Source organism: Pseudomonas sp. NFR09 (genome assembly GCF_900111535.1).
GTDB lineage: Bacteria > Pseudomonadota > Gammaproteobacteria > Pseudomonadales > Pseudomonadaceae > Aquipseudomonas > Aquipseudomonas extremorientalis.
This window is the reverse complement of record NZ_FOIH01000004.1, coordinates 69,689-90,276: the sequence shown is the minus strand read 5'-3', so window position 1 is coordinate 90,276 and position 20,588 is coordinate 69,689. Positions and strand designations below refer to the sequence as shown.

At 61.9% G+C, this 20,588-nt stretch carries 19 protein-coding genes; 13 read left to right on the top strand and 6 right to left on the bottom strand.

Translation table 11 applies throughout. From position 1 onward, the window contains the following. The first annotated feature begins 56 nt into the window (after window positions 1–56). Complete coding sequence (locus BMX59_RS10835) at window positions 57–767, top strand: PqiC family protein (RefSeq protein ID WP_071491691.1); 711 nt, start codon at window positions 57–59, stop codon at window positions 765–767. Between the two features lie 184 nt (window positions 768–951). Here the strand turns inward: BMX59_RS10835 and BMX59_RS10830 are convergent, their stop codons facing one another. Next, the gene (locus BMX59_RS10830; protein ID WP_071491690.1) at window positions 952–2,439 is read right to left on the bottom strand and encodes an AhpA/YtjB family protein; all 1,488 of its coding nucleotides are present in this window, start codon (window positions 2,437–2,439) and stop codon (window positions 952–954) included. Between the two features lie 133 nt (window positions 2,440–2,572). Here BMX59_RS10830 and serB point away from each other — a divergent pair, with 133 nt between their 5' ends. Then, window positions 2,573–3,787: a phosphoserine phosphatase SerB gene (gene serB / locus BMX59_RS10825; protein ID WP_093121282.1), complete on the top strand. Its 1,215-nt coding sequence runs from the start codon at window positions 2,573–2,575 to the stop codon at window positions 3,785–3,787. Window positions 3,788–3,867: 80 nt separating this feature from the next. Here serB and asd read toward each other — a convergent pair whose 3' ends face one another. Genes asd through BMX59_RS10810 form a run of 3 tightly spaced genes read right to left on the bottom strand, consistent with a single transcriptional unit; the run spans window position 3,868 to window position 7,152 of the window. Then, window positions 3,868–4,728: an archaetidylserine decarboxylase gene (asd, locus tag BMX59_RS10820; RefSeq protein ID WP_093121281.1), complete on the bottom strand. Its 861-nt coding sequence runs from the start codon at window positions 4,726–4,728 to the stop codon at window positions 3,868–3,870. 15 nt (window positions 4,729–4,743) lie between these two features. Beyond that, on the bottom strand, window positions 4,744–5,559 hold the full coding sequence (locus tag BMX59_RS10815) for a rhodanese-like domain-containing protein (RefSeq protein WP_071491687.1): 816 nt from the start codon (window positions 5,557–5,559) through the stop codon (window positions 4,744–4,746). 57 nt (window positions 5,560–5,616) lie between these two features. Further along, entirely contained in the window at window positions 5,617–7,152 is a 1,536-nt protein-coding gene (locus BMX59_RS10810) for an HDOD domain-containing protein (RefSeq protein ID WP_093121280.1), read from the bottom strand. A gap of 166 nt (window positions 7,153–7,318) precedes the next feature. On the opposite strand from BMX59_RS10810, the gene motA reads away from it, so the two are divergent. Then, entirely contained in the window at window positions 7,319–8,170 is an 852-nt protein-coding gene (gene motA, locus BMX59_RS10805; RefSeq protein ID WP_058423471.1) for a flagellar motor stator protein MotA, read from the top strand. A 3-nt stretch (window positions 8,171–8,173) separates the two neighbouring features. Further along, a complete protein-coding gene (gene motB, locus BMX59_RS10800) occupies window positions 8,174–9,193 on the top strand; it encodes a flagellar motor protein MotB (protein WP_071491685.1) in 1,020 nt (339 codons plus the stop codon). Window positions 9,194–9,589: 396 nt separating this feature from the next. Here motB and rsgA read toward each other — a convergent pair whose 3' ends face one another. Then, a complete protein-coding gene (gene rsgA, locus BMX59_RS10790; protein WP_071491684.1) occupies window positions 9,590–10,621 on the bottom strand; it encodes a small ribosomal subunit biogenesis GTPase RsgA in 1,032 nt (343 codons plus the stop codon). A 108-nt stretch (window positions 10,622–10,729) separates the two neighbouring features. On the opposite strand from rsgA, the gene orn reads away from it, so the two are divergent. Together orn and BMX59_RS10780 are read left to right on the top strand one after the other, a co-directional pair. Beyond that, on the top strand, window positions 10,730–11,272 hold the full coding sequence (gene orn, locus BMX59_RS10785) for an oligoribonuclease (protein WP_010213620.1): 543 nt from the start codon (window positions 10,730–10,732) through the stop codon (window positions 11,270–11,272). 179 nt (window positions 11,273–11,451) lie between these two features. Then, window positions 11,452–12,066: a trimeric intracellular cation channel family protein gene (locus BMX59_RS10780; RefSeq protein WP_058423469.1), complete on the top strand. Its 615-nt coding sequence runs from the start codon at window positions 11,452–11,454 to the stop codon at window positions 12,064–12,066. On the opposite strand, the gene queG is transcribed toward BMX59_RS10780, so the two are convergent. Then, on the bottom strand, window positions 12,063–13,127 hold the full coding sequence (queG, locus tag BMX59_RS10775) for a tRNA epoxyqueuosine(34) reductase QueG (protein ID WP_092246613.1): 1,065 nt from the start codon (window positions 13,125–13,127) through the stop codon (window positions 12,063–12,065). The two genes, BMX59_RS10780 and queG, sit on opposite strands and share 4 nt — an antisense overlap. 63 nt (window positions 13,128–13,190) lie before the next feature. Here queG and BMX59_RS10770 point away from each other — a divergent pair, with 63 nt between their 5' ends. From BMX59_RS10770 to hflX, 7 genes are all read left to right on the top strand, one after another. Further along, window positions 13,191–14,051: an NAD(P)H-hydrate dehydratase gene (locus BMX59_RS10770; protein WP_093121279.1), complete on the top strand. Its 861-nt coding sequence runs from the start codon at window positions 13,191–13,193 to the stop codon at window positions 14,049–14,051. Further along, a complete protein-coding gene (tsaE, locus tag BMX59_RS10765; protein ID WP_071491680.1) occupies window positions 14,039–14,509 on the top strand; it encodes a tRNA (adenosine(37)-N6)-threonylcarbamoyltransferase complex ATPase subunit type 1 TsaE in 471 nt (156 codons plus the stop codon). The genes BMX59_RS10770 and tsaE overlap by 13 nt, the downstream gene beginning before the upstream one ends. 15 nt (window positions 14,510–14,524) lie before the next feature. Further along, the gene (locus BMX59_RS10760) at window positions 14,525–15,946 is read left to right on the top strand and encodes an N-acetylmuramoyl-L-alanine amidase (RefSeq protein WP_025857370.1); all 1,422 of its coding nucleotides are present in this window, start codon (window positions 14,525–14,527) and stop codon (window positions 15,944–15,946) included. Next, entirely contained in the window at window positions 15,946–17,862 is a 1,917-nt protein-coding gene (gene mutL / locus BMX59_RS10755) for a DNA mismatch repair endonuclease MutL (protein ID WP_093121278.1), read from the top strand. The genes BMX59_RS10760 and mutL overlap by 1 nt, the downstream gene beginning before the upstream one ends. Beyond that, on the top strand, window positions 17,862–18,833 hold the full coding sequence (gene miaA / locus BMX59_RS10750) for a tRNA (adenosine(37)-N6)-dimethylallyltransferase MiaA (protein ID WP_093121277.1): 972 nt from the start codon (window positions 17,862–17,864) through the stop codon (window positions 18,831–18,833). The genes mutL and miaA overlap by 1 nt, the downstream gene beginning before the upstream one ends. 94 nt (window positions 18,834–18,927) lie before the next feature. Then, window positions 18,928–19,188, top strand: coding sequence for an RNA chaperone Hfq (gene hfq, locus BMX59_RS10745; RefSeq protein WP_058423463.1), 261 nt, complete (start codon window positions 18,928–18,930; stop codon window positions 19,186–19,188). A 12-nt stretch (window positions 19,189–19,200) separates the two neighbouring features. Next, window positions 19,201–20,502 carry a ribosome rescue GTPase HflX gene (gene hflX / locus BMX59_RS10740; protein WP_071491677.1) on the top strand — a complete coding sequence of 434 codons (1,302 nt, stop codon included), beginning with the start codon at window positions 19,201–19,203 and terminating at the stop codon, window positions 20,500–20,502. Window positions 20,503–20,588: the final 86 nt, after the last annotated feature.

Below are 20,588 nucleotides of genomic sequence, written 5' to 3'. Positions count from 1 at the left end.
GGTTATTTTTAGTATTACATTGTGGTTCGCCTTGTGGCAGCCACCTGGATGGGATGATGACTGCTCCACGCCTTCCTTTTATTTTCATGCTCGCTGGCCTTTTGGGGCTGGCGGGCTGCAGCACACACCAACCGGTGTCGCTGTACCAGCTGGACAGCGGAAGCCCGGCTCAACCTGCACAGTCCGCCGGCATGGCCGTCCTGCTCGGCCCGGTGGTCGTAGCCGACTACCTGCAACGCGAAACCCTCCTGCAACGTCAGAACGATGGAAGCCTGCAAGGTTCCACCGATGGCCGTTGGGCGGGGAGTTTGTCCTCTGATATCAATCAGTTGATGTTGCGCCAGGTGGCAGGTCAGTTGGACAGCCAGCGGGTGGTCCTGGCACCAGGGCCCTCCGGGTTCACGCCTGATGTACAGGTGTTGCTGACCATTACCCGGCTTGACTCCGGCACGTCGCAACCGGCCATCCTCGATGCGCAATGGCGCTTGATCGACCGTCGTGGGCAGGTGCGTGATAACCGTATCGTGCACTTGCAGGAACAGCACACCGGTTCCACTGCGTCCCAGGTCCAGGCCCAGGGCGTGTTGTTGCAGCATTTGGCGCAGCAGTTGTCGGTGGCGCTCAAGCCATTGGCCAACCAACCGCCGATTGCCGAAGCGCCGCGCAAGCAAAGCGCGCCGGCGCAGGCCAGGCCGGCAGAGCCGCAGAAGCCGAAGATGCCGATGGCTACGCCGATCCGTACGGATATGGAAGTGTTCAGGTTCTGACCTGAATCGCGCACAAACAAAAGGCCCGCTGATTAAGCGGGCCTTTTGTTTGTGCGCAATTTGAGCCAGGCTGCGGACCCAATGTGGGAGGGGGCTTGCCCCCGATAGCGGTAGTTCAGTTAATGATGTGTTAACTGATACTCGGCTATCGGGGCAAGCCCCCTCCCACATAAGTCCTACCGTTTTATTTGGCGCGGGTCTCATGCATCCGCGCCAACTGCCGCTCCAGCATCGACGGATACGGCTCCATCAATCGCTCCACACAACTGGCCCCCTCGGGGCTGGCAATCGGGCGGATACGCGCGCGTTGGCGGATCAGCGTGTCTTCACTGATCTTGCGCTCCACCAGCAGCAGGTTGCGGCTGTGTTGGGACAGGGCCAGGGCGTCCTGGGCGATTTCGGTGAGCAGCAGGTCGATCTGGCTTATGCCGAACAGATCGTCGCCCACTGTCAGGCCAAGCTGCAGTTGCAGGGTAATGCCGCTGTCCGCCACTTCGATCTGCAATTCATGACCCAGGGCACGCAGCAACTCGCCGCAGCAGATGGCGTTGGTCAGGTAGTCTTCACCGCTGTCTTCACTGTGGAACAGCATCAGCGTGCTGCCATCGTTCAGGGTGTGCAATTCGCTCTGGTACAGCGAAGCGGCCTGGTCGAGGCAGTCACGGTAGCGTTCCAGCAACTCGGTCAGGCGTGCGCGTGGCAGGCGACGGAGTTGATCCTGTGCTCCCAGTTGCACCGCCAGAACGGCGCTGTACTGGGGTTCCGCACTCTTTACCGGAGCCGGTTTGGCGGCGACGGCCGGGGCGCTGGCCGAGGTGTCGCGCAGATCGGCGAACGGGTCTTCGTCGTCCAGCTCGTCCTCTTCGGCTTTGAACGCCTGGCGAGTGGCAGGTTTGAGGCCTGCGACCGGGGCGTCTTCCACTTCAAACTCAGGCTCATCGTCGAACTCAGGCTCGGGCTCAATCTCGCGCACCACCGGTTCCGGGGCGAAGCTGGCGTGCAGCTGGCGAGCGAGGTCGCCTATTTCGTCCTGGCGATCAGTGGCCGGAGTATGTTCGTCGATGTCCCGCAGCCAGATGCGCAGTTGCATCAAGGGCGTAGAGATATGCCGTCCCAGGCGCAGGCTCAGGGCCAGGGCCAGGGCCAGCAGGATCGCGCTGAGAATGCCCATGCTTTGCAGGCTGATGGTCATCGGCTGCTGGAATTGCTGCATGTCGAGGCTGATGCGCAGTTGGCCGGCCTTCACATCCTGAAACGTAATATTGCTCGAATACAGGCCTTCGGCTTCACCCAGCAGGCCGTTTTTCGGGCGTTGCCCGGCTTCGGCCATGATCCGGTTGTCCACGCTGTAGATGGCGGCGTGGGCCACCAGCGGGTTCTTGGTCAGGTTGTTGAGCAGTACGTTGAGGCTGAGGATGTCGTTGGACACCAGCAACTCAGTCGCCGAGGTGGCGGTCTGGGTCGTCAGGCTCTCGCCCAGGGCGTCGGCTTGTTCGTGCATGGCCTGCTTGAACTGCAATCCCATCACGCAGGCGTAGATCACCAGGGCCAGGGCGACCAGGATCACGTTATGGCTGGCGATGCGTAATGCGATCGGTACACGGCGGTGGCGCAGTGCCCGGAAGATCAGCAGGAAGAAGTTATCGGTTTTTACTGGCGTGGGCCGGTTCACTTGCGCTCGGCTCTTGGTCCGTGAAGTTGACGCGCAGTATAGCGACAGCCCCAGGACCGGCAAAGCGCTGGCTGTGCCCGATGGTCACTGAAAGTGGGTAGAATGCGGTTTTTTTCCAGCCTGGGGGTGCGCCTTGCGCGAAATTGTCCTGATTAATATCACTGGGGAAGACCGCCCGGGTCTGACCGCAGCCATAACCGGCGTTCTGGCCCAGGGTGGTGTGAACATTCTCGACATCGGCCAGGCGGTGATCCACGACACCCTGTCGTTCGGCATCCTGGTCGAGATCCCGAGCACCGAGCAGGCGTCTTCGGTGCTCAAGGACATCCTGTTTACGGCCTACAAGCTGGACCAACAGGTGCGTTTCACCCCGGTGTCCGAAGAGGATTACCGGCAATGGGTTGCCGGCCAGGGCAAGAAACGCCACATCGTGACGCTGCTGACCCGCAAGGTCACCGCCGAGCAACTGCAGCGCGTCAGCTCCATCACCGCGCAATATGGCCTGAATATCGACCATATCGACCGTTTGTCGGGTCGTATGCCATTGGACACGCCGGCCGACAAGGGCAAGGGCTGCATCGAGTTCTCCGTGCGCGGTGAACCGGCCGACCCGCAAGCCCTGCGTGCCGAGTTCCTCAGTGTGGCCCAGGAGCTGAACGTCGATATCGCCTTCCAGGAAGACTCGCTGTTCCGCCGCAACCGCCGTCTGGCGGTGTTCGACATGGACTCGACGCTGATCGAGGCTGAGGTCATCGACGAGCTGGCCAAGGCCGCGGGTGTTGGCGAGCAGGTGTCGCAAATCACCGAGCGCGCCATGGCCGGTGAACTCGACTTCCGCGCCAGCTTCAAGGAGCGCCTGGCGCTGCTCAAGGGCCTGGACGTGAGCGTGCTGGACTCCATCGGCGCTTCCCTGCGCCTGACCGAGGGCGCCGAAACCCTGTTCGCCGAACTCAAGCGCCTGGGCTACAAGACCGCCATTCTGTCCGGCGGCTTCACCTACTTCGCCAAGCAATTGCAGGCCAGGCTGGGTATCGACTATGTGTTCGCCAACGAGCTGGAAGTGGTAGATGGCAAGGTGACCGGCGTGGCGGTGGAGCCGATTGTCGACGCACAGCGCAAAGCGGATCTGCTCAAGGAATTGGCTCACAAGGAAGGGTTGCGTCTGGAGCAGACCATTGCAGTCGGCGACGGGGCGAATGACTTGCCGATGCTGGCGATTGCCGGGTTGGGTGTGGCGTTCCGGGCCAAGCCGTTGGTAAAGCAATCGGCCAGGCAGGCGATTTCGACGCTGGGGCTGGACGGTGTGTTGTATCTGCTGGGCTTTCGCGATCGCGACGGTCAGCTGTAACTCGATCTCACAGTAGGAATACAGAGCAAATGTGGGAGGGGGCAAGCCCCCTCCCACATTTGCTCTGTACTGAATTCAAATCAGGCTTTTGGCAGTGCAATACCCTGGCCCATCTGCACTGGCGTACCCGCCGCCAATTCTTCAGCCCACTTCACCTGATCCGGCCCGAACAGCACAATCGCCGTCGATCCCAGCTTGAAGCGCCCCAGCTCGGCACCTTTTTCCAGGTGGATCGGCGCACGTGCAGCTTCGTCGTAGCGGAAGGTTTTCAGCTCGCGCTTTGGCGGTGTCACCAAGCCGGCCCATACGGTTTCAATCGACGCCACAATCATCGCGCCCACCAATACCACGGCCATCGGGCCGCGTTCGGTGTCGAAGATGCAGGCAACGCGCTCGTTACGTGCGAACAACTCGGGTACGTTTTCAGCGGTGGTCTGGTTGACCGAAAAGATGCGTCCAGGAATGTAGACCATCTCGCGCAGCGTGCCGGCCAACGGCATGTGCACGCGGTGGTAGTCCTTCGGCGAGAGGTAGATGGTGGCGAAGTCGCCGCCCATGAACGGTGCAGCTACGGCCGCATCGCCACCCAGCAGTTCCAGCACGCTGAAGCTGTGGCCCTTGGCCTGGAATACGCGGCCATGTTCGATCGGGCCCAGTTGGCTGACCGCGCCATCGGCAGGGCTCAGCACCGCGCCTGGGGTTTGATCCAGCGGGCGGGCGCCGTCTTTCAGGGCGCGGGTGAAGAAGGCGTTGAAGTGCTCATAGGCGCTCAGGTCTTCAACCAGGGCCTGGGACATGTCCACTTGATAGCGCTTGGCAAACCAGGCGGTGAAGGCATTCTTGAACCAGCGCACGCGGCACTCGGCGATACAACCTGCCAGGCGCGACAGCAAGTGGTGCGGCAGCAAGTATTGGCTGAGGATAAACAACTGCTTTTTCATAACTGTCCTTAAACCTTAAATCTCGACGGGGGTGTCGGGGTGGTTGCCCCATTCGCCCCAGGAACCGGCATAACCTTTGACTCGCGGATAACCGAGCGCCTTGGCCACCAGGTAGGTGAAGCCAGAGCGGTGGTGAGTCTGGCAGTGAGTGATGATTTCTTTATCTTTGGTCAATCCGAGGTCTTCGAGAATCTGCGGCATGTCACGGCGGATACGCAGGTTGCGTGCCTTGTCCATGCCCGCGGTCCATTCGAAGTTGACCGCGCCGGGGATATGCCCGCCTTTGGCAGCGAGGACCTTCTCGCCGGAGTATTCCAGCGGCCCGCGAGCATCCCAGATGCCCAGGTCGGCAGCACCCAGCCGGCTTTGCAGGTATTCACGCGTGGCGGTGGGGCCTTCGTGCAGCGTGAGGCTGACCGGGCCACCGACAGGCGCGGGCACGTCGGTGGAGACCGGGTGGTGTTCTTCCAGCCAGGCCAGCAGGCCGCCATCCAGGTAGTGGTATTTCTGGTGCCCGATCACGTCGAGCATCCAGATAAAACGCCCGGCCCAGCCGCCGCCTTCGTCGTCATAGACCACGTAGGTTGCATCCGGGGTGTGGCCCAGTTCGCCGAACAGTTTTTCCAGGTCCGCCTTGCTGGGCAGCAGGCCGGGCGCCGGCGGCTGGCCCAGTTGGGTGCGCTTGGGGTCAACGAAATGCGCGCCGGGGATATGCCCTTCGGCGTAGCGGGCAGCGCTGGTGAGGTCCACCAGAATCAGGTGTTCGGCACCGAGGCGACCAATCAGGTCGCTGGATTCGATCACCAGCGGCAAGCCAGAGAAGTCAGGCATGTGAGGTCTCCTGGGCACAAATGTTGGCGATAAAAGAGGGCGATTGTAGCGCAAGCATCAGGCGCTGCGGTTGGTAAAGCAGTGCAGGGCTTTTTCGATGCATTGGGCGGTTTTGCCGAAGGCCTGCACGGTGGTTTCCGAGAACGGCCCCCCACCCTGGTCGGCCACCATCAGCATCACCACCTTGCCATTGCAGCTCAGGGAACGCAGCAGCAGGTGTTCGCCGGTGAACAGACGGCGCAGGATCGGCGGCAGCAAGGCTGAGAACTGGGCATGGTTTTCGGGGTTGAGGCGCACCTGGGCGGACTTTTCCAGCAGGCGTTGCAGCAAGGTGCTGTTGACCACGTCCAGGCTCAGGTTGGCGGCGTCCTTGGGCAGGCCATCGACCTGGTGCACGCGCAAGGTGCTCATGGCGCGATCGGCCATCAACAGCATGACCCGTTGCATGCCGCTGGCGACCAAGGCCTCCTTGGCGCAGGTGGTCAGGTGCATCGCGTTGGCAAAGCGGCTCGGTTCCACCAACAGTTCAGTGCAGCGCTTGCGCCACACGGCCAGGGCCTCGGCGGTGGGCGGTGGCGCCGGCAGCAGGCCGCGATGGATCTTCGCCACGTGCCACGGCCAGATCAGCGATAGCGCCGGGTGCCAGAGGTCGGGCATCAGGGTGGTACGGGCACTGGTGACGGCTTGTTGGTGGACCAGTTGCTGCACCTCACCCAACGGTTGTTGCAGGTACAGCGCTGTGAGCAACTGCCAGCGTTCGGTGTGCGGGCAGGTCCAGGATTCCTGGGCCGACATCGCCAGGCCGTTGGCCAGCAACACGGTATTGGCCGGCTGGTTCAGCCAGCGCCGCAGATTGGGTTCAGCGTCGAGCAATTGCTGGTGGCGCAGCGGGTCGTCTTCACGAGCGATATGCAGGGCCTTGACCAGCAGGCGCTGCTCGCTCATCAGCAACTTATAGCCCTGGGACACCCAGATCGGCAGGTGCCAGGCTTCGGTCATGCCGACGCAAAGGTCCAGCAGGCGTACGCCGAACAATTCCTGCTCGACCGTGCGGGCTGATTGGCCCTTGTGGATAACCCGCAGCTCCCACTCCTCCAGAAGCTTGGGGTAGGCCACCGCCATCGGCCACAGTGGCGACAGGAACAACAGGCTGCCCCAGTGGATGTCTTGCCACAGCCGCGCCAGGCGACTGCCGAACAAACCGTTGGCCTGCTGCGAGGCGTGCTGGCTGACCAGCAACAGTTGGCGCAACGCCACGGGGATCTCGTTGGCCGGCACCGAGGGCAGGCGTGCCAGCAGTTCTTCGGCGCGCTTGAGGCCCAGGCGGTTGAGCGCCACTTCCAGGTTTTCCGCCGGTTCCGCCAGGCTGCCATGGGTGTGGCTGTTGGCCTCGCGCATCACGCTGAGCACCAGGGCCGGGCTGCTTTGCATCAGTTCGGCAATATCCCGCAATGAACTGCGGTTATCGCGGATGCCTTTGCACACACGGTCGTGACTGGCCTGGGGAACGGGCAGCAGCACTTCGTCCAGGCGCTTGATCCAAGCGGCGAGAGAGTTGGGTTTTGCAGTTGGGACTGTCGTTTCATTAGCCATGATTGGGGCGCGATCATCACTTGCGGTCTACACGCCCGGAGCGGGCCGAACTGGCTTTTCGCCTTAACGGGCTATAGTCTGGCGCAGTTTTGCCGATAAGTAGAACAAGAGTTTTCTGCTACACCCAATATGTCCATGAACCCGACGGCGCAAGTACTCATCTCCTATGGCTAAAATTATCGGCATCATCGTCGTCTTCGCAAGCGTGCTCGGCGGGTACGTCCTGTCCCACGGTAAAATCGCTGCGCTGATCCAGCCTTTCGAGGTGATGATCATCGGCGGTGCGGCGCTGGGTGCATTCCTGCAGGCCAACCCCGGCTACATGACCATGCACGTGATCAAGAAGTCGCTGGGCATGTTCGGTTCACGCTTTACCCATACCTTCTACCTGGAGGTGTTGGGCCTGGTCTACGAGATCCTCAACAAGAGCCGTCGCGAAGGCATGATGGCCATCGAGGCCGATATCGAAGACGCTGCCGCCAGCCCGATTTTCGCCAAGTACCCGGCCGTGCTCAAGGACGAGCGCATGACCGCCTACATCTGTGACTACCTGCGCATCATGTCCTCCGGCAACATGGCCCCCCATGAGCTGGAAGGCCTGTTCGACATGGAGTTGTTCAGCCTTAAAGAAGAGCTGGAGCACCCCTCCCACGCTGTGACCGGCATCGCCGATGGTATGCCGGGTTTCGGTATCGTCGCGGCGGTACTCGGTATCGTGGTGACCATGGCGTCCCTGGGTGAGGGCGACCAGGCCGCTATCGGCATGCACGTGGGTGCAGCGCTGGTCGGTACCTTCTTCGGTATTCTGGCGGCCTATGGCTTCTTCGGCCCGCTGGCGACTTCCCTGGCCCATGACGCCAAGGAAGAAGTGAACCTGTACGAATCGATCAAGGCCAGCCTGGTTGCTTCCGCTTCCGGCATGCCGCCGTCGCTGGCGGTGGAGTTCGGTCGTAAAGTGCTGTACCCCAAGCATCGCCCAAGCTTCGCCGAGCTGGAACAAGCGGTTCGCGGTCGCTAAGCCATGGAGAACAACCAGCCGATAATCATCAAGCGCGTCAAGCGCTTCGCTGCGGGGCACCATGGTGGCGCCTGGAAAATCGCCTTCGCCGACTTTGCGACGGCGATGATGGCGTTCTTCCTGGTGCTGTGGCTGATGTCCACCGCCACGCCCGAACAGAAGATCGCCATTGCCGGTTACTTCAAGGACCCGATTGGCTTTTCGGAAAGCGGCACGCCCTTTGTGATCGACCTGGGCGGTTCGCCGCAGTTGGCGCCTGAGCGCACCATCAACCCCGAAGTCAAGACTGAAGCGCCTCAGGAAAAAATCCCGATCGAGCGCGATACTGTCGAGTCGATGGCCGAACAGGTCGAGCAGGAGCGCCTTGAGCTGTTGCTGCAGGAGCTGCAGAACAAGGTCGAGGAAAACCCGCAACTGCTGAAGTTCAAGGACCAGATCTCCTTCGAAATCACGCCTGAAGGCCTGCGCATCCAGATCACCGACGCCGCCAACCGGCCGATGTTCGACTCCGGCAGCGCGCGTTTGAAGCCGTACTTCGAAGACATCCTGCTGGCCATGGCCGATACCATCAAAGCGGTACCCAACAAGATCAGCATCAGCGGCCACACCGACGCCAAGCCTTACGCGGGCCAGGGGGATTTCGGCAACTGGGAACTCTCGGCCAACCGCGCCAACGCCGCACGCCGTGCGCTGGTGGCCGGCAGCTATCCGGATGCGCAGGTGGCGCGGGTGGTGGGTTTTGCTTCGTCGCAGCTGTTTGATCATCAAGACCCGTTCAACCCGGTCAACCGCCGGATCGACATCGTGGTGCTGACCAAAAAGGCCCAGCGTGCGATTGAAGGTGACCAGCCGCCAGCGCCGCAACCTACTCCGGGGGCCGGCGCACCGGGTGAAGTACCGGCCGACCCGAACGCCATTCCGCCAGGGCAGGAGCCGTTGCCGGCGCATGAGTTGCGCCAGAAGCTGAACCTGTTTGATGACGGTGGGGTGAAGGATCCTACGGTGCCCAAGACGGGTTCTTAAGCTGCCGAAGCTGCTTCACTCATGAAAACGCCCCGATACTGATCGGGGCGTTTTCTTTTGCAGTCATAGCGGGAGGTAGGCTTTGACGCCTTTGATCACGCCTCGCATGTCATCGGTGCACAGGCGCGGTACGAAGTACTCCCGCCCTGTGGCTCGCGTCTTTCTATGGAGCTTGCTTCGCCCCTTCTGCGCCGCTGGATCAACCCCGAAGAGGATCCAGACTCCTGCCAGCTTGCGCTGGTGACGGAGCAATTATGCGCATCAGGAATTCCGAATTCAGGCTGGCTCGTGTCGGTGGGCCGTCCAGTTGTCCTGAATTCTTGATGTCAGACCCCGTTAAATCAATGGACGAGGCCATGCTGTGCCGTGCTTTATGTGTATCAAGGCATGGCGGTTTTAGTAACTGCTCTCCGGCAAGCTCGCAATAATCGACCGATAGCTGTTCATCCGCTGCTGCTGCACGCGCCCATCCTCCAGCGCCTTGAGCAACGCACAGCCCGGTTCGCGGTCGTGTTTGCAGTCGCGGAAGCGGCAGGTGCCGATCAGGTCGTTGAACTCGATGAAGCCCGCTTCCACATCACTGCGGCTGACGTGGCCGAGGCCGAATTCGCGGATGCCGGGGGAGTCGATCAGTTCGCCACCGCCGGGGAAGTGGAATAACCGCGCGGTGGTGGTGGTGTGGGTGCCCTGGCCGGACAGTTCCGACAGCGGGCCTACGCGGGTGTCGACTTCCGGCAGCAGGCTGTTGACCAGCGAGGACTTACCCACGCCGGACTGGCCCACAAACACGCTGATGCGCCCGTCCAGCTGCTGTTGCAGCTGTTCCATGCCATTACCGTGATGCGCCGAAACCTCCAGCACCGGGTAACCCAGGGTGCGATAGACCGCCAGCAGGGCGTTGAGTGCCGGGGCATTCTGCTCGTCGATCAGGTCGAATTTGTTCAGCAGCAACAGCGGGCGGATGCCGGCGTGTTCGGCCGCCACCAGGTAGCGGTCGATCAGGTTGGCATGGGGCTCGGGCAGCGGCGCGAACACGATCACGATCATGTCGACGTTGGCCGCCACCGGCTTGAGCTGGCCGCGGCTATCGGGGCGGCGCAGTTCGGTGGTGCGCGGCAGTTGGGCGACGATTACGCCGATACCCTGGTTGCCAGCACGCCACACAACCCGGTCACCAGTGACCAGCGCCGGCAGGTTGGCGCGCAAGTGGCAGCGGAACACCTGGCCGGCGAGTTCGCCTTCGAGCGCCTCGACTTCGACCTGCACGCCGAAGTGCGCGATCACCAGGCCTGTTTGTTCAGGGCCGAGGTCGCCGCCCTCGAGCGCTTCCACGGCGGAGGATTCACGTTTGGCGGCGCGCGCGGCGCGTTCGCCCTGAATCTTTTCGATGCGCCAGTTTTGGCGACGGTTGAGCTGGCGTTTGGCCATTGGTGTTCCGTGTCGATAATGCAAAGGTTGGGTAAAACGGTCGCGAGTCTAGCACGGCCCCGCCTGCTAAACTGCGCAGCTACGCCAAGGTGCCAAGAGAATCAACCCATGCAAAACCCACAGAACCTGATTTGGATCGATCTGGAAATGACCGGTCTGAACCCCGACACCGACGTCATCATCGAGATGGCGACCATTGTCACCGACAGCAACCTCAACACCTTGGCCGAAGGTCCGGTGATCGCCATCCACCACAGCGATGCCGTACTCGCCACCATGGACGAGTGGAACACCCGCACCCACGGTAACTCCGGCCTGACCCAGCGCGTGCGTGACAGCCGCATCAGCATGGCCGAAGCCGAAGCCGAAACCATCGCCTTCCTGGAAAAATGGGTGCCCAAGGGCAAGTCGCCGATCTGCGGCAACAGCATCTGCCAGGATCGCCGCTTCCTTTATACGCATATGAAAGCGCTGGAAAGCTACTTCCACTACCGCAACCTGGATGTGTCCACGCTTAAAGAGCTGGCGGCGCGCTGGGCGCCGGAAGTGAAGGACAGCTTCCATAAAGGCAGCACGCACCTGGCGCTGGATGATATTCGCGAGTCGATTGCCGAGTTGCAGCACTACCGCAAGCATTTCATCAAGGCTTGAATTCCTTCAAGGGTGAGCCGGTTTTTTGTGGCGAGCGGGCTAGCCCCGCGTTGGGCTGCGAAGCAGCCCTAATACTGCCAACACACCTCTCCAAACAGATATCATTGCCGGCTTTGGGGCTGCTGCGCAGCCCAACGCGGGGCTAGCCCGCTCGCCACAGTTTTGCAAGGATCGCCCTCATGCTGCTGATGCTCTACCTCATCGCCATCACTGCCGAAGCCATGACCGGTGCGCTGTCGGCTGGGCGGCGGGGCATGGACTGGTTTGGCGTCGTGCTGATCGCCTGCGTGACGGCACTGGGTGGTGGTTCGGTGCGCGATGTGTTGCTGGGGCATTACCCGCTGACTTGGGTCAAGCACCCGGAATACCTGGTGCTGACCTCCGTCGCCGCGCTGGTGACGATCTTTATCGCCCCGCTGATGCGCCGCCTGCGTTCGTTGTTCCTGGCATTGGACGCCCTGGGCCTGGTGGCCTTCACCCTGATCGGTTGCATGACCGCCCTGGAAATGGGCCATGGCATGCTGGTGGCCTCGGTCAGCGGCGTGATCACCGGGGTTTTCGGTGGCATCCTGCGGGATATCTTCTGCAACGATATCCCGCTGATCTTCCGCCGTGAGCTGTACGCCAGCGTGTCGTTCCTGGCCGCCTGGTTCTACATGCTGTGCCTGTATCTGGAACTGCCCAGTGAGCAATCGATCCTGCTGACGCTGTTCAGCGGCTTTCTACTGCGCTTGCTGGCGATCCGTTTCCACTGGGAAATGCCCAAGTTCGTCTACAACGACGACGTGCACTAGCGGTTGGCGTGCTGGTTCAGCGCCCATTCCACATGTTCGCGCACCAGTTCGGAGGGATATTCGCGCCGCGCCTTCAAGGCTTCCAGCACCGGAATGCTCGACGGTGCGTTGCCCAGGCCTACCGCCAGGTTGCGCAACCAACGCTCATAGCCGGCGCGGCGCAGGGGTGAACCTTCGGTGCTGCTGAGGAATTTATCCTCATCCCACATAAACAACTCGGCCAGTTCGGCGTTATCCAGGTTGTGGCGTGGCTTGAAGTCGCCTTCGGCCGTGGCGCGGGCGAAACGATTCCACGGGCAAACGATCTGACAGTCATCACAACCGAACACGCGGTTGCCGATCAACGGGCGCAGGTCTTCGGGGATTGCGTTCTTGAGCTCGATGGTCAGGTAGGAAATGCAGCGCCGGGCGTCCAGCACGTAGGGGCCGACAAAGGCATTGGTGGGGCAGATGTCCAGGCAGGCGGTGCAGCGCCCGCAATGTTCAGTGCTATGAGGTGCGTCGATCGGCAGTGGCAGGTCGACAAACAGCTCGCTGAGGAAGAAGTAGCTGCCGGCCTTGCGATTGAGCACCAGGGTGTTCTTGCCGATCCAGCCCAGCCCGGCTTTTTCGGCGATGGCTTTCTCAAGCACGGGTGCGCTGTCGACGAAGGCACGGAAGCCGAAGGGGCCGATTTGCGCCTGGATACGGTCGGCCAGTTGCTGCACGCGCTTGCGGATCAGCTTGTGGTAGTCGCGGCCCAGGGCGTAGCGCGAGATATAGGCTTTTTCCGGCTTGGCCAGCAGTTGCGCCATCTGTGTGTCGCCGGGCAGGTAATCCATGCGCAGCGACACCACGCGCAAGGTGCCGGGCACCAGCTCATCCGGATGGGAGCGTTTGCTGCCATGGGCGCCCATGTAGTCCATCTCGCCGTGGTAACCCGCGTCGAGCCAGCGTTGCAGGTGCTGTTCATGCTCGGCCAGGTCCAGGCCGCTGATGCCGACTTGCTGAAAGCCCAGCTCGCGGCCCCAGTCTTTGATCGATTGGGCGAGGGCAGGCAGATCGGTGGTGATGGCAGGCATGAGACAAGGGAAACCGCAGGTTAGATAGGTATAATTCTGCCAGACATCGGAGCTTGAAGACGCATGCCGCAGACAAAACACGCAATAACCGACGTACAACCGCTGCTGCACGGCCATTTGCCGCAACTCGCTGCGCGTTCCCCGGACGCCCATAAAGGCCGGTTCGGCCACCTGCTGGTCATCGGTGGTGACCACGGCTTTGGCGGCGCAGCGCTGCTGAGTGTCGAAAGCGCCTTGCGCAGCGGCGCGGGCATGGTGTCCCTGGCTACTCGCCTGGAGCATGTGCCCGCGGCCCTGGCGCGACTGCCGGAAGTCATGACCGTCGGCGTCGCCTCGGCCAACCAACTGATGGGCCTGCTGGAAAAGATCTCGGTCATTGTGATCGGGCCTGGGCTCGGTGACGCGTCTTGGGGCAGAAGCCTGCTTTCGGTCGCCGCCAACGCCAGCCAGCCGCAGGTGTGGGACGCCGACGCCTTGAATCAACTCGCCACCGGCAGCGTCAGCTTGCCGGCCAACTGCGTGATCACACCGCATCCCGGGGAGGCGGCGCGGTTGTTGGGTCTGTCGACAGCCGAGGTTCAGGCCGATCGCCTTAAGGTGGCGCGCGCGTTGAGCCAGAAATTCAACGCAGTGGCTATTCTCAAGGGCGCAGGCAGTTTGATTGCCAGCCCGGACGGGCGTGTTTCACGCTGTGACCAAGGCCACCCGGCGATGGCCACGGCAGGGCTGGGCGACGTGTTGGCCGGTCTGGTGGGTGCACTGCTGGCCCAGGGCATGCCAGCCTATGAGGCAAGCTGCCTGGCCGTGTGGTTGCACGCAACGGCGGGAGATCGCCAGGGCACGTTCGGTCGCGGGTTGGCCGCCAGTGACCTGATCCCTGCCATTCGTCAATTGCTGGAGGAGCAGTCACCGTGTCTGAAGTAATTCTTTTCCTGGTCGATGAAGAGGCCATGGTTGCCTTCGGCCAGCGCATCGCCCAGGTCACGGCGGGAGCGGGGCTGATCTTTCTAGAAGGCGACCTGGGGGCGGGCAAGACCACGCTGTCCCGGGGGATCATTCGCGGGTTGGGCCACACGGGGGCGGTAAAAAGCCCGACGTTCACCCTGGTAGAGCCCTACGAAATCGGCGACGTGCGAGCGTTCCATTTCGACCTCTATCGCCTGGTCGATCCCGAAGAACTGGAATACATGGGTATCCGGGATTACTTCGACGAAGATGCGCTGTGCCTGATCGAGTGGCCAGATAAAGGCACAGGCTTTTTGCCAAAGCCCGACCTGACCATTACCATTACGCCGCATGAGCATGGACGTCAGTTGAAGTTGTTGCCCCAGAGCGTGCGCGGCCAGTCGTGGTGCGCGGCTTTGGCATTGGAATTCAAATAATTGGTGGGGTTAGGTATGCGCTTTCGCGCGTTGGTTGCTGTCGTGGGGGTGTTGCTTGCGGCAATGACTGTCAATGCTCTGGCTGCTTCACAGGTGAAGAGTGTTCGCCTGTGGCGAGCGCCGGATAACACGCGACTGGTGTTCGACCTGTCTGGCCCGGTCCAGCACAGCGTCTTTACTCTGACGGCGCCTGATCGTCTGGTGATCGACATCAACGGGGCGACCCTGGCCGCGCCGTTGAAAGTCTCCACCGCCAACACCCCGATTACCGCCATGCGCTCGGCCCAGCGTACGCCGACCGATTTGCGCGTGGTCATCGACCTGAAAAAGGTCGTGACCCCCAAAAGCTTCTCTCTGGCGCCCAACGCCCAGTACGGCAACCGGCTGGTGGTCGATCTGTTCGACAACGCCGCCGATGCCGCGCCGCCGCCTGCGCCGACCCCGAGCGTGGCAACGGTGCCGGCGGTGCCGGTGAACCCGTCGCAACCGCAGGTCAAGCTGCCACCGCCGCCACCGGCCCCGGCCGGCAAGCGTGACATTATCGTGGTGATTGACGCCGGTCACGGGGGGGAAGACCCGGGTGCTTCCGGCTCACGCGGCCAGCATGAGAAAGACGTGGTACTCGCCATCGCCCGCGAACTGCAGCGCCAGGTCAATGGCATGAAGGGCTACCGCGCCGAGCTGACGCGTACCGGCGACTACTTCATTCCGCTGCGCGGCCGTACCGAAATCGCCCGCAAGAAAGGCGCCGACCTGTTTGTGTCGATCCACGCCGACGCCGCGCCTTCGGCCGCCGCGTTTGGCGCCTCGGTGTTTGCCCTGTCGGATCGAGGTGCTACGTCCGAGACCGCCCGTTGGCTGGCCGACAGTGAAAACCGTTCCGACCTGATCGGCGGCGCCGGCAACGTGTCCCTCGATGACAAAGACAAAATGCTCGCCGGCGTACTGCTGGACCTGTCGATGACCGCTTCGCTGACGTCCAGCTTGAACGTGGGCCAGAAGGTCCTGAGCAACATCGGCCGGGTCACTTCGCTGCACAAGCAGCGTGTGGAACAGGCCGGGTTCATGGTGCTGAAATCGCCGGATATCCCCTCGATCCTGGTGGAAACCGGGTTTATCTCCAACTCCAACGAAGCCTCGAAGCTGGCAAGCGCCAGTCACCAGCAGGCGCTGGCGCGTTCGATCAGTGCCGGTATCCGCCAGTTCTTCCAGCAGAACCCGCCGCCGGGCACCTACATCGCCTGGCTGCGTGACTCGGGGAAAATCGCCCAGGGCCCGCGTGACCATCGCGTGCAGCCGGGTGACACCCTGGCCATGCTGGCGGTGCGTTTCCAGGTATCGGCCGCGACCTTGCGCAGCGCCAACAACCTGAAAACCGATGAATTGAAAGTCGGCCAGGTGTTGACTATCCCCGGCACTGAATTGGCGGCACAGTAATGAGCGAATCACTCCTGAACAGCGGATCGCGCATTGAGCTGCTGAGCCCGCGCCTTGCCAACCAGATTGCGGCAGGCGAGGTGGTCGAGCGCCCCGCATCGGTGATCAAGGAGCTGCTGGAAAACAGCATCGACTCTGGCGCCAGGCGCATCGACGTCGATGTGGAGCAGGGCGGCGTCAAGCTGTTGCGCGTGCGTGACGATGGCAGCGGCATTTCCGCCGATGACCTGCCGCTGGCTCTGGCGCGTCACGCCACCAGCAAGATTCGCGACCTGGAAGACCTTGAGCGGGTGATGAGCCTGGGCTTTCGCGGCGAGGCCCTGGCGTCCATCAGTTCCGTGGCGCGCCTGACCCTGACCTCCCGCACCCGCGGCGCCGAACAAGCCTGGCAAGTGGAAACCGAAGGCCGCGACATGGCACCTCGGGTGCAGCCGGCGGCGCATCCGGTCGGCACCTCGGTGGAAGTGCGCGACCTGTTCTTCAACACCCCGGCGCGACGCAAATTCCTCAAGGCCGAGAAAACCGAATTCGATCACCTGCAGGAAGTCATCAAGCGCTTGGCCCTGGCCCGCTTCGACGTGGCTTTCCACCTGCGCCATAACGGCAAGACCATCCTCAGCCTGCATGAAGCCAACGATGACGCTGCGCGTGCGCGCCGGGTGTCGGCGATTTGCGGCGCGGGTTTCCTGGAGCAGGCGCTGCCGATTGAAATCGAGCGCAATGGCTTGCGGTTGTGGGGCTGGGTCGGGTTGCCGACGTTCTCCCGCAGCCAGGCGGACTTGCAGTATTTCTTCGTGAACGGCCGAACGGTGCGCGACAAGCTGGTGGCCCATGCGGTGCGCCAGGCGTATCGCGACGTGCTGTTCAACGGGCGTCACCCGACGTTTGTGCTGTTCTTTGAGGTCGACCCGTCGGTGGTGGACGTCAACGTGCACCCCACCAAGCACGAAGTGCGCTTCCGTGATGGACGCATGGTGCATGACTTCCTCTATGGCACCTTGCACCGCACCCTGGGGGATGTGCGTCCGGATGATCAGTTGTCCGCACCGATTGTGACGGCAGTGGTCCGGCCGAGTGGCCCGCAAGCCGGTGAGTTCGGCCCTCAAGGCGAAATGAGCCTGGCGGCAAACCTGCTGCAATCGCCACAGCAGCAACCTTCGTATACCGCGCCGAATGCCGGCTCCGGCTCGGGTTATCAGTACCAATACACCCCGCGCCCGCAATCGGCGGTGCCGGTGGCCGAAGCCCAGGCTGCGTATCGCGAGTTTTTTGCACCGCTGCCGGGGGCTGAGCCGGGGGCGCCGGTCGCCTTGCCGGAGGGCGGTGGTGATATTCCGCCGCTGGGTTACGCGTTGGCGCAGCTCAAGGGCATCTACATCCTGGCGGAGAACGCCCACGGCCTGGTGCTGGTGGACATGCACGCCGCCCACGAGCGGATCATGTACGAACGCCTCAAGATTGCCATGGCCAGCGAAGGCCTCAGTGGGCAGCCGCTGCTGGTGCCGGAATCCCTGGCAGTCAGCCAGCGTGAGGCCGACTGCGCCGAAGAGCACCACAGCGTGTTCCAGAAACTGGGCTTTGAATTGCAACGCCTTGGCCCGGAAACCCTGGCCATCCGCCAGATTCCCGCGCTGCTCAAGCAGGCCGAGGCTAACCGGCTGGTGGCTGACGTGCTGGCTGACCTGATGGAGTACGGCACCAGTGACCGCATCCAGGCGCACATCAACGAGCTGCTCGGCACCATGGCCTGCCACGGCGCCATCCGCGCCAACCGCCGCCTGGCCCTGCCGGAAATGAACGGCTTGCTGCGCGACATGGAAAACACCGAGCGCAGCGGGCAATGCAACCATGGCCGACCGACCTGGACCCAGATGGGCCTGGACGATCTGGACAAACTATTCCTGCGCGGCCGTTGATGAGTGCCTTGCCCCCCGCGATCTTCCTGATGGGTCCCACGGCCGCCGGCAAGACCGACCTGGCCATCGAGCTGACCAAGGTGTTGCCGTGCGAGCTGATCAGTGTCGACTCTGCCCTGGTTTACCGGGACATGGACATCGGCACCGCCAAGCCTTCGAAAGAGCTTCTGGCCCAGTATCCGCACCGGTTGATCGACATCATCGACCCGTCCGAGAGCTATTCGGCTGCAGATTTTCGTACCGATGCACTCGCCGCCATGGCCGACATCACCGCACGGGGCAATATCCCGCTGCTGGTGGGGGGGACGATGCTCTACTACAAGGCTTTGCAGGAAGGCCTGGCGGATATGCCCCCGGCCGACGCCCAGGTGCGCGCCGAGCTCGAAGAAGAAGCGGCACGCCTTGGCTGGCAAGCCCTGCACGACCAGTTGGCGGCAGTCGACCCGGTCTCCGCCGCACGCATTCACCCCAATGACCCCCAGCGCCTCACCCGCGCCCTGGAAGTCTGGCGTGCGAGCGGGCAGACCATGACTGAACACCGGCGCAAACAAAGTGCGCAAAGTGCTGACGCAGGCGCTTCGGGACAGTCACAATTGCCCTATACTGTGGCGAATCTGGCCATCGCTCCGGCAAATCGCCAGGTGCTGCATGAACGAATTGCACAAAGATTCACAATTATGTTGGAACAGGGGTTTGTGGACGAGGTCGTAGCTCTGCGTTCCAGAGGTGACCTGCATCCAGGGTTGCCTTCGATACGTGCCGTAGGCTACCGCCAAGTCTGGGATCATCTGGATGGCAAGCTGACGTCAGCCGAAATGCAGGAACGCGGCATCATTGCCACGCGCCAATTGGCGAAACGCCAGTTCACCTGGTTGCGCAGCTGGAGCGATTTGCACTGGCTGGACAGCCTGGACAGCGACAATCTGTCACGCGCCTTGAAATACTTGGGAACGGTCTCCATATTGAGCTGAGTCCTTGCAATTGCCGTCTATCCTTGGGGGTGTGACGGCCATAAGCTATCTATTTTCCGATTTTTTATTATTGATCCTTAAAGGAGTGCGGCACATGTCAAAAGGGCATTCGCTACAAGACCCTTACTTGAATACTTTACGTAAAGAGAAAGTGGGGGTTTCCATCTATCTGGTCAACGGTATCAAGCTGCAAGGTACGATCGAGTCGTTCGACCAGTTCGTGATCCTGCTGAAAAACACCGTCAGCCAGATGGTCTACAAGCACGCTATCTCGACAGTCGTTCCAGTTCGTCCAATCCGTCTGCCTAGCGCAGCGGGTGATGAACAGGGTGACGTTGAGGCAGGTAACGCCTGATAGGAGTCTCCTTTGTTCTTTGAGCGCCACGGTGGTGGTGAGCGAGTGATCCTCGTTCACTTGGATGGACAGGACCCTGAGGCGCGCGAAGATCCGCAGGAGTTTCAGGAGTTGGCAAATTCGGCCGGCGCCGAGACCGTTGCGTTTTTTAACGTGCCGCGTCATCGGCCAACCGCCAAATTCCTGATTGGCAGCGGCAAGGTCGAGGAACTGCGCGACCTGGTCCACGCCGAAGAAGCCGATCTGGTGATCTTCAACCACATCCTCACGCCCAGTCAGGAACGTAACCTCGAACGTGTCTTCGAGTGTCGCGTGATCGACCGTACCGGTCTGATTCTCGATATTTTCGCCCAGCGCGCCCGTACCCATGAAGGCAAGCTCCAGGTCGAACTGGCCCAGCTTGACCACATGAGCACCCGGCTGGTCCGCGGCTGGACTCACCTTGAGCGCCAGGGTGGCGGTATCGGTATGCGCGGCCCGGGTGAAACCCAGCTCGAAACCGACCGACGCCTGCTGCGGGTTCGCCTGCGCCAGATCAAGGGTCGCCTCGAGAAGGTGCGCAGCCAGCGCGAGCAATCGCGGCGTGGCCGTTCCCGTGCGGATATCCCGACCGTGTCCCTGGTGGGTTATACCAACGCCGGCAAATCCACACTGTTCAACAACGTGACGAAGTCGGACGTGTACGCGGCCGACCAACTGTTCGCCACCCTCGACCCGACCCTGCGCCGTCTGGATCTTGACGACCTGGGGCCGATTGTCCTGGCCGATACCGTGGGTTTCATTCGTCACTTGCCGCACAAGCTGGTCGAGGCATTTCGGTCTACGCTCGAAGAGTCGAGCAATTCCGACTTACTGTTGCACGTGATCGATGCGGCGGAACCGGATCGCATGTTGCAGATTGAACAGGTGATGCTGGTGCTGGGCGAGATTGGCGCCCAGGACTTGCCGATCCTCGAGGTCTATAACAAACTCGATTTGCTTGAGGGCGTTGAGCCACAAATCCAGCGCGATGAGAACGGCAAGCCCCAGCGGGTCTGGCTGTCGGCGCGTGATGGCAGCGGTCTCGAGTTGCTTGAACAAGCCATTGCCGAGTTGCTCGGCAGCGATTTGTTCGTTGGCACCTTGCGCTTGCCCCAGCGTTTTGCTCGACTGCGTGCACAGTTTTTCGAGTTGGGCGCGGTACAGAAAGAAGAACACGACGAAGAGGGTGTCAGCTTGCTGGCCGTTCGATTGCCGCGCTCGGAGCTGAATCGGCTGGTCAGCCGTGAAGGCGTGGTACCGACAGAGTTCATCGAACAACACACTTTGCAATAAAAGCCTCCTAAAGCGGTTGTGCCGCAGTGGCAGGCATTCTGTAGCATTGGTCGGCGCGCCGTGGGTGCGTCTTTGCTTTATCAGAT

What these genes read in the sequence shown, in the direction of transcription:
- BMX59_RS10835 (WP_071491691.1), top strand. Translation starts at nt 57, where the DNA reads ATGACTGCTCCACGCCTTCCTTTTATTTTCATGCTCGCTGGCCTTTTG.
- asd (WP_093121281.1), bottom strand. Translation starts at nt 4,728, where the DNA reads ATGAAAAAGCAGTTGTTTATCCTCAGCCAATACTTGCTGCCGCACCAC.
- BMX59_RS10815 (WP_071491687.1), bottom strand. Translation starts at nt 5,559, where the DNA reads ATGCCTGACTTCTCTGGCTTGCCGCTGGTGATCGAATCCAGCGACCTG.
- BMX59_RS10810 (WP_093121280.1), bottom strand. Translation starts at nt 7,152, where the DNA reads ATGGCTAATGAAACGACAGTCCCAACTGCAAAACCCAACTCTCTCGCC.
- motA (WP_058423471.1), top strand. Translation starts at nt 7,319, where the DNA reads ATGGCTAAAATTATCGGCATCATCGTCGTCTTCGCAAGCGTGCTCGGC.
- motB (WP_071491685.1), top strand. Translation starts at nt 8,174, where the DNA reads ATGGAGAACAACCAGCCGATAATCATCAAGCGCGTCAAGCGCTTCGCT.
- rsgA (WP_071491684.1), bottom strand. Translation starts at nt 10,621, where the DNA reads ATGGCCAAACGCCAGCTCAACCGTCGCCAAAACTGGCGCATCGAAAAG.
- orn (WP_010213620.1), top strand. Translation starts at nt 10,730, where the DNA reads ATGCAAAACCCACAGAACCTGATTTGGATCGATCTGGAAATGACCGGT.
- BMX59_RS10780 (WP_058423469.1), top strand. Translation starts at nt 11,452, where the DNA reads ATGCTGCTGATGCTCTACCTCATCGCCATCACTGCCGAAGCCATGACC.
- queG (WP_092246613.1), bottom strand. Translation starts at nt 13,127, where the DNA reads ATGCCTGCCATCACCACCGATCTGCCTGCCCTCGCCCAATCGATCAAA.
- BMX59_RS10770 (WP_093121279.1), top strand. Translation starts at nt 13,191, where the DNA reads ATGCCGCAGACAAAACACGCAATAACCGACGTACAACCGCTGCTGCAC.
- BMX59_RS10760 (WP_025857370.1), top strand. Translation starts at nt 14,525, where the DNA reads ATGCGCTTTCGCGCGTTGGTTGCTGTCGTGGGGGTGTTGCTTGCGGCA.
- mutL (WP_093121278.1), top strand. Translation starts at nt 15,946, where the DNA reads ATGAGCGAATCACTCCTGAACAGCGGATCGCGCATTGAGCTGCTGAGC.
- miaA (WP_093121277.1), top strand. Translation starts at nt 17,862, where the DNA reads ATGAGTGCCTTGCCCCCCGCGATCTTCCTGATGGGTCCCACGGCCGCC.
- hfq (WP_058423463.1), top strand. Translation starts at nt 18,928, where the DNA reads ATGTCAAAAGGGCATTCGCTACAAGACCCTTACTTGAATACTTTACGT.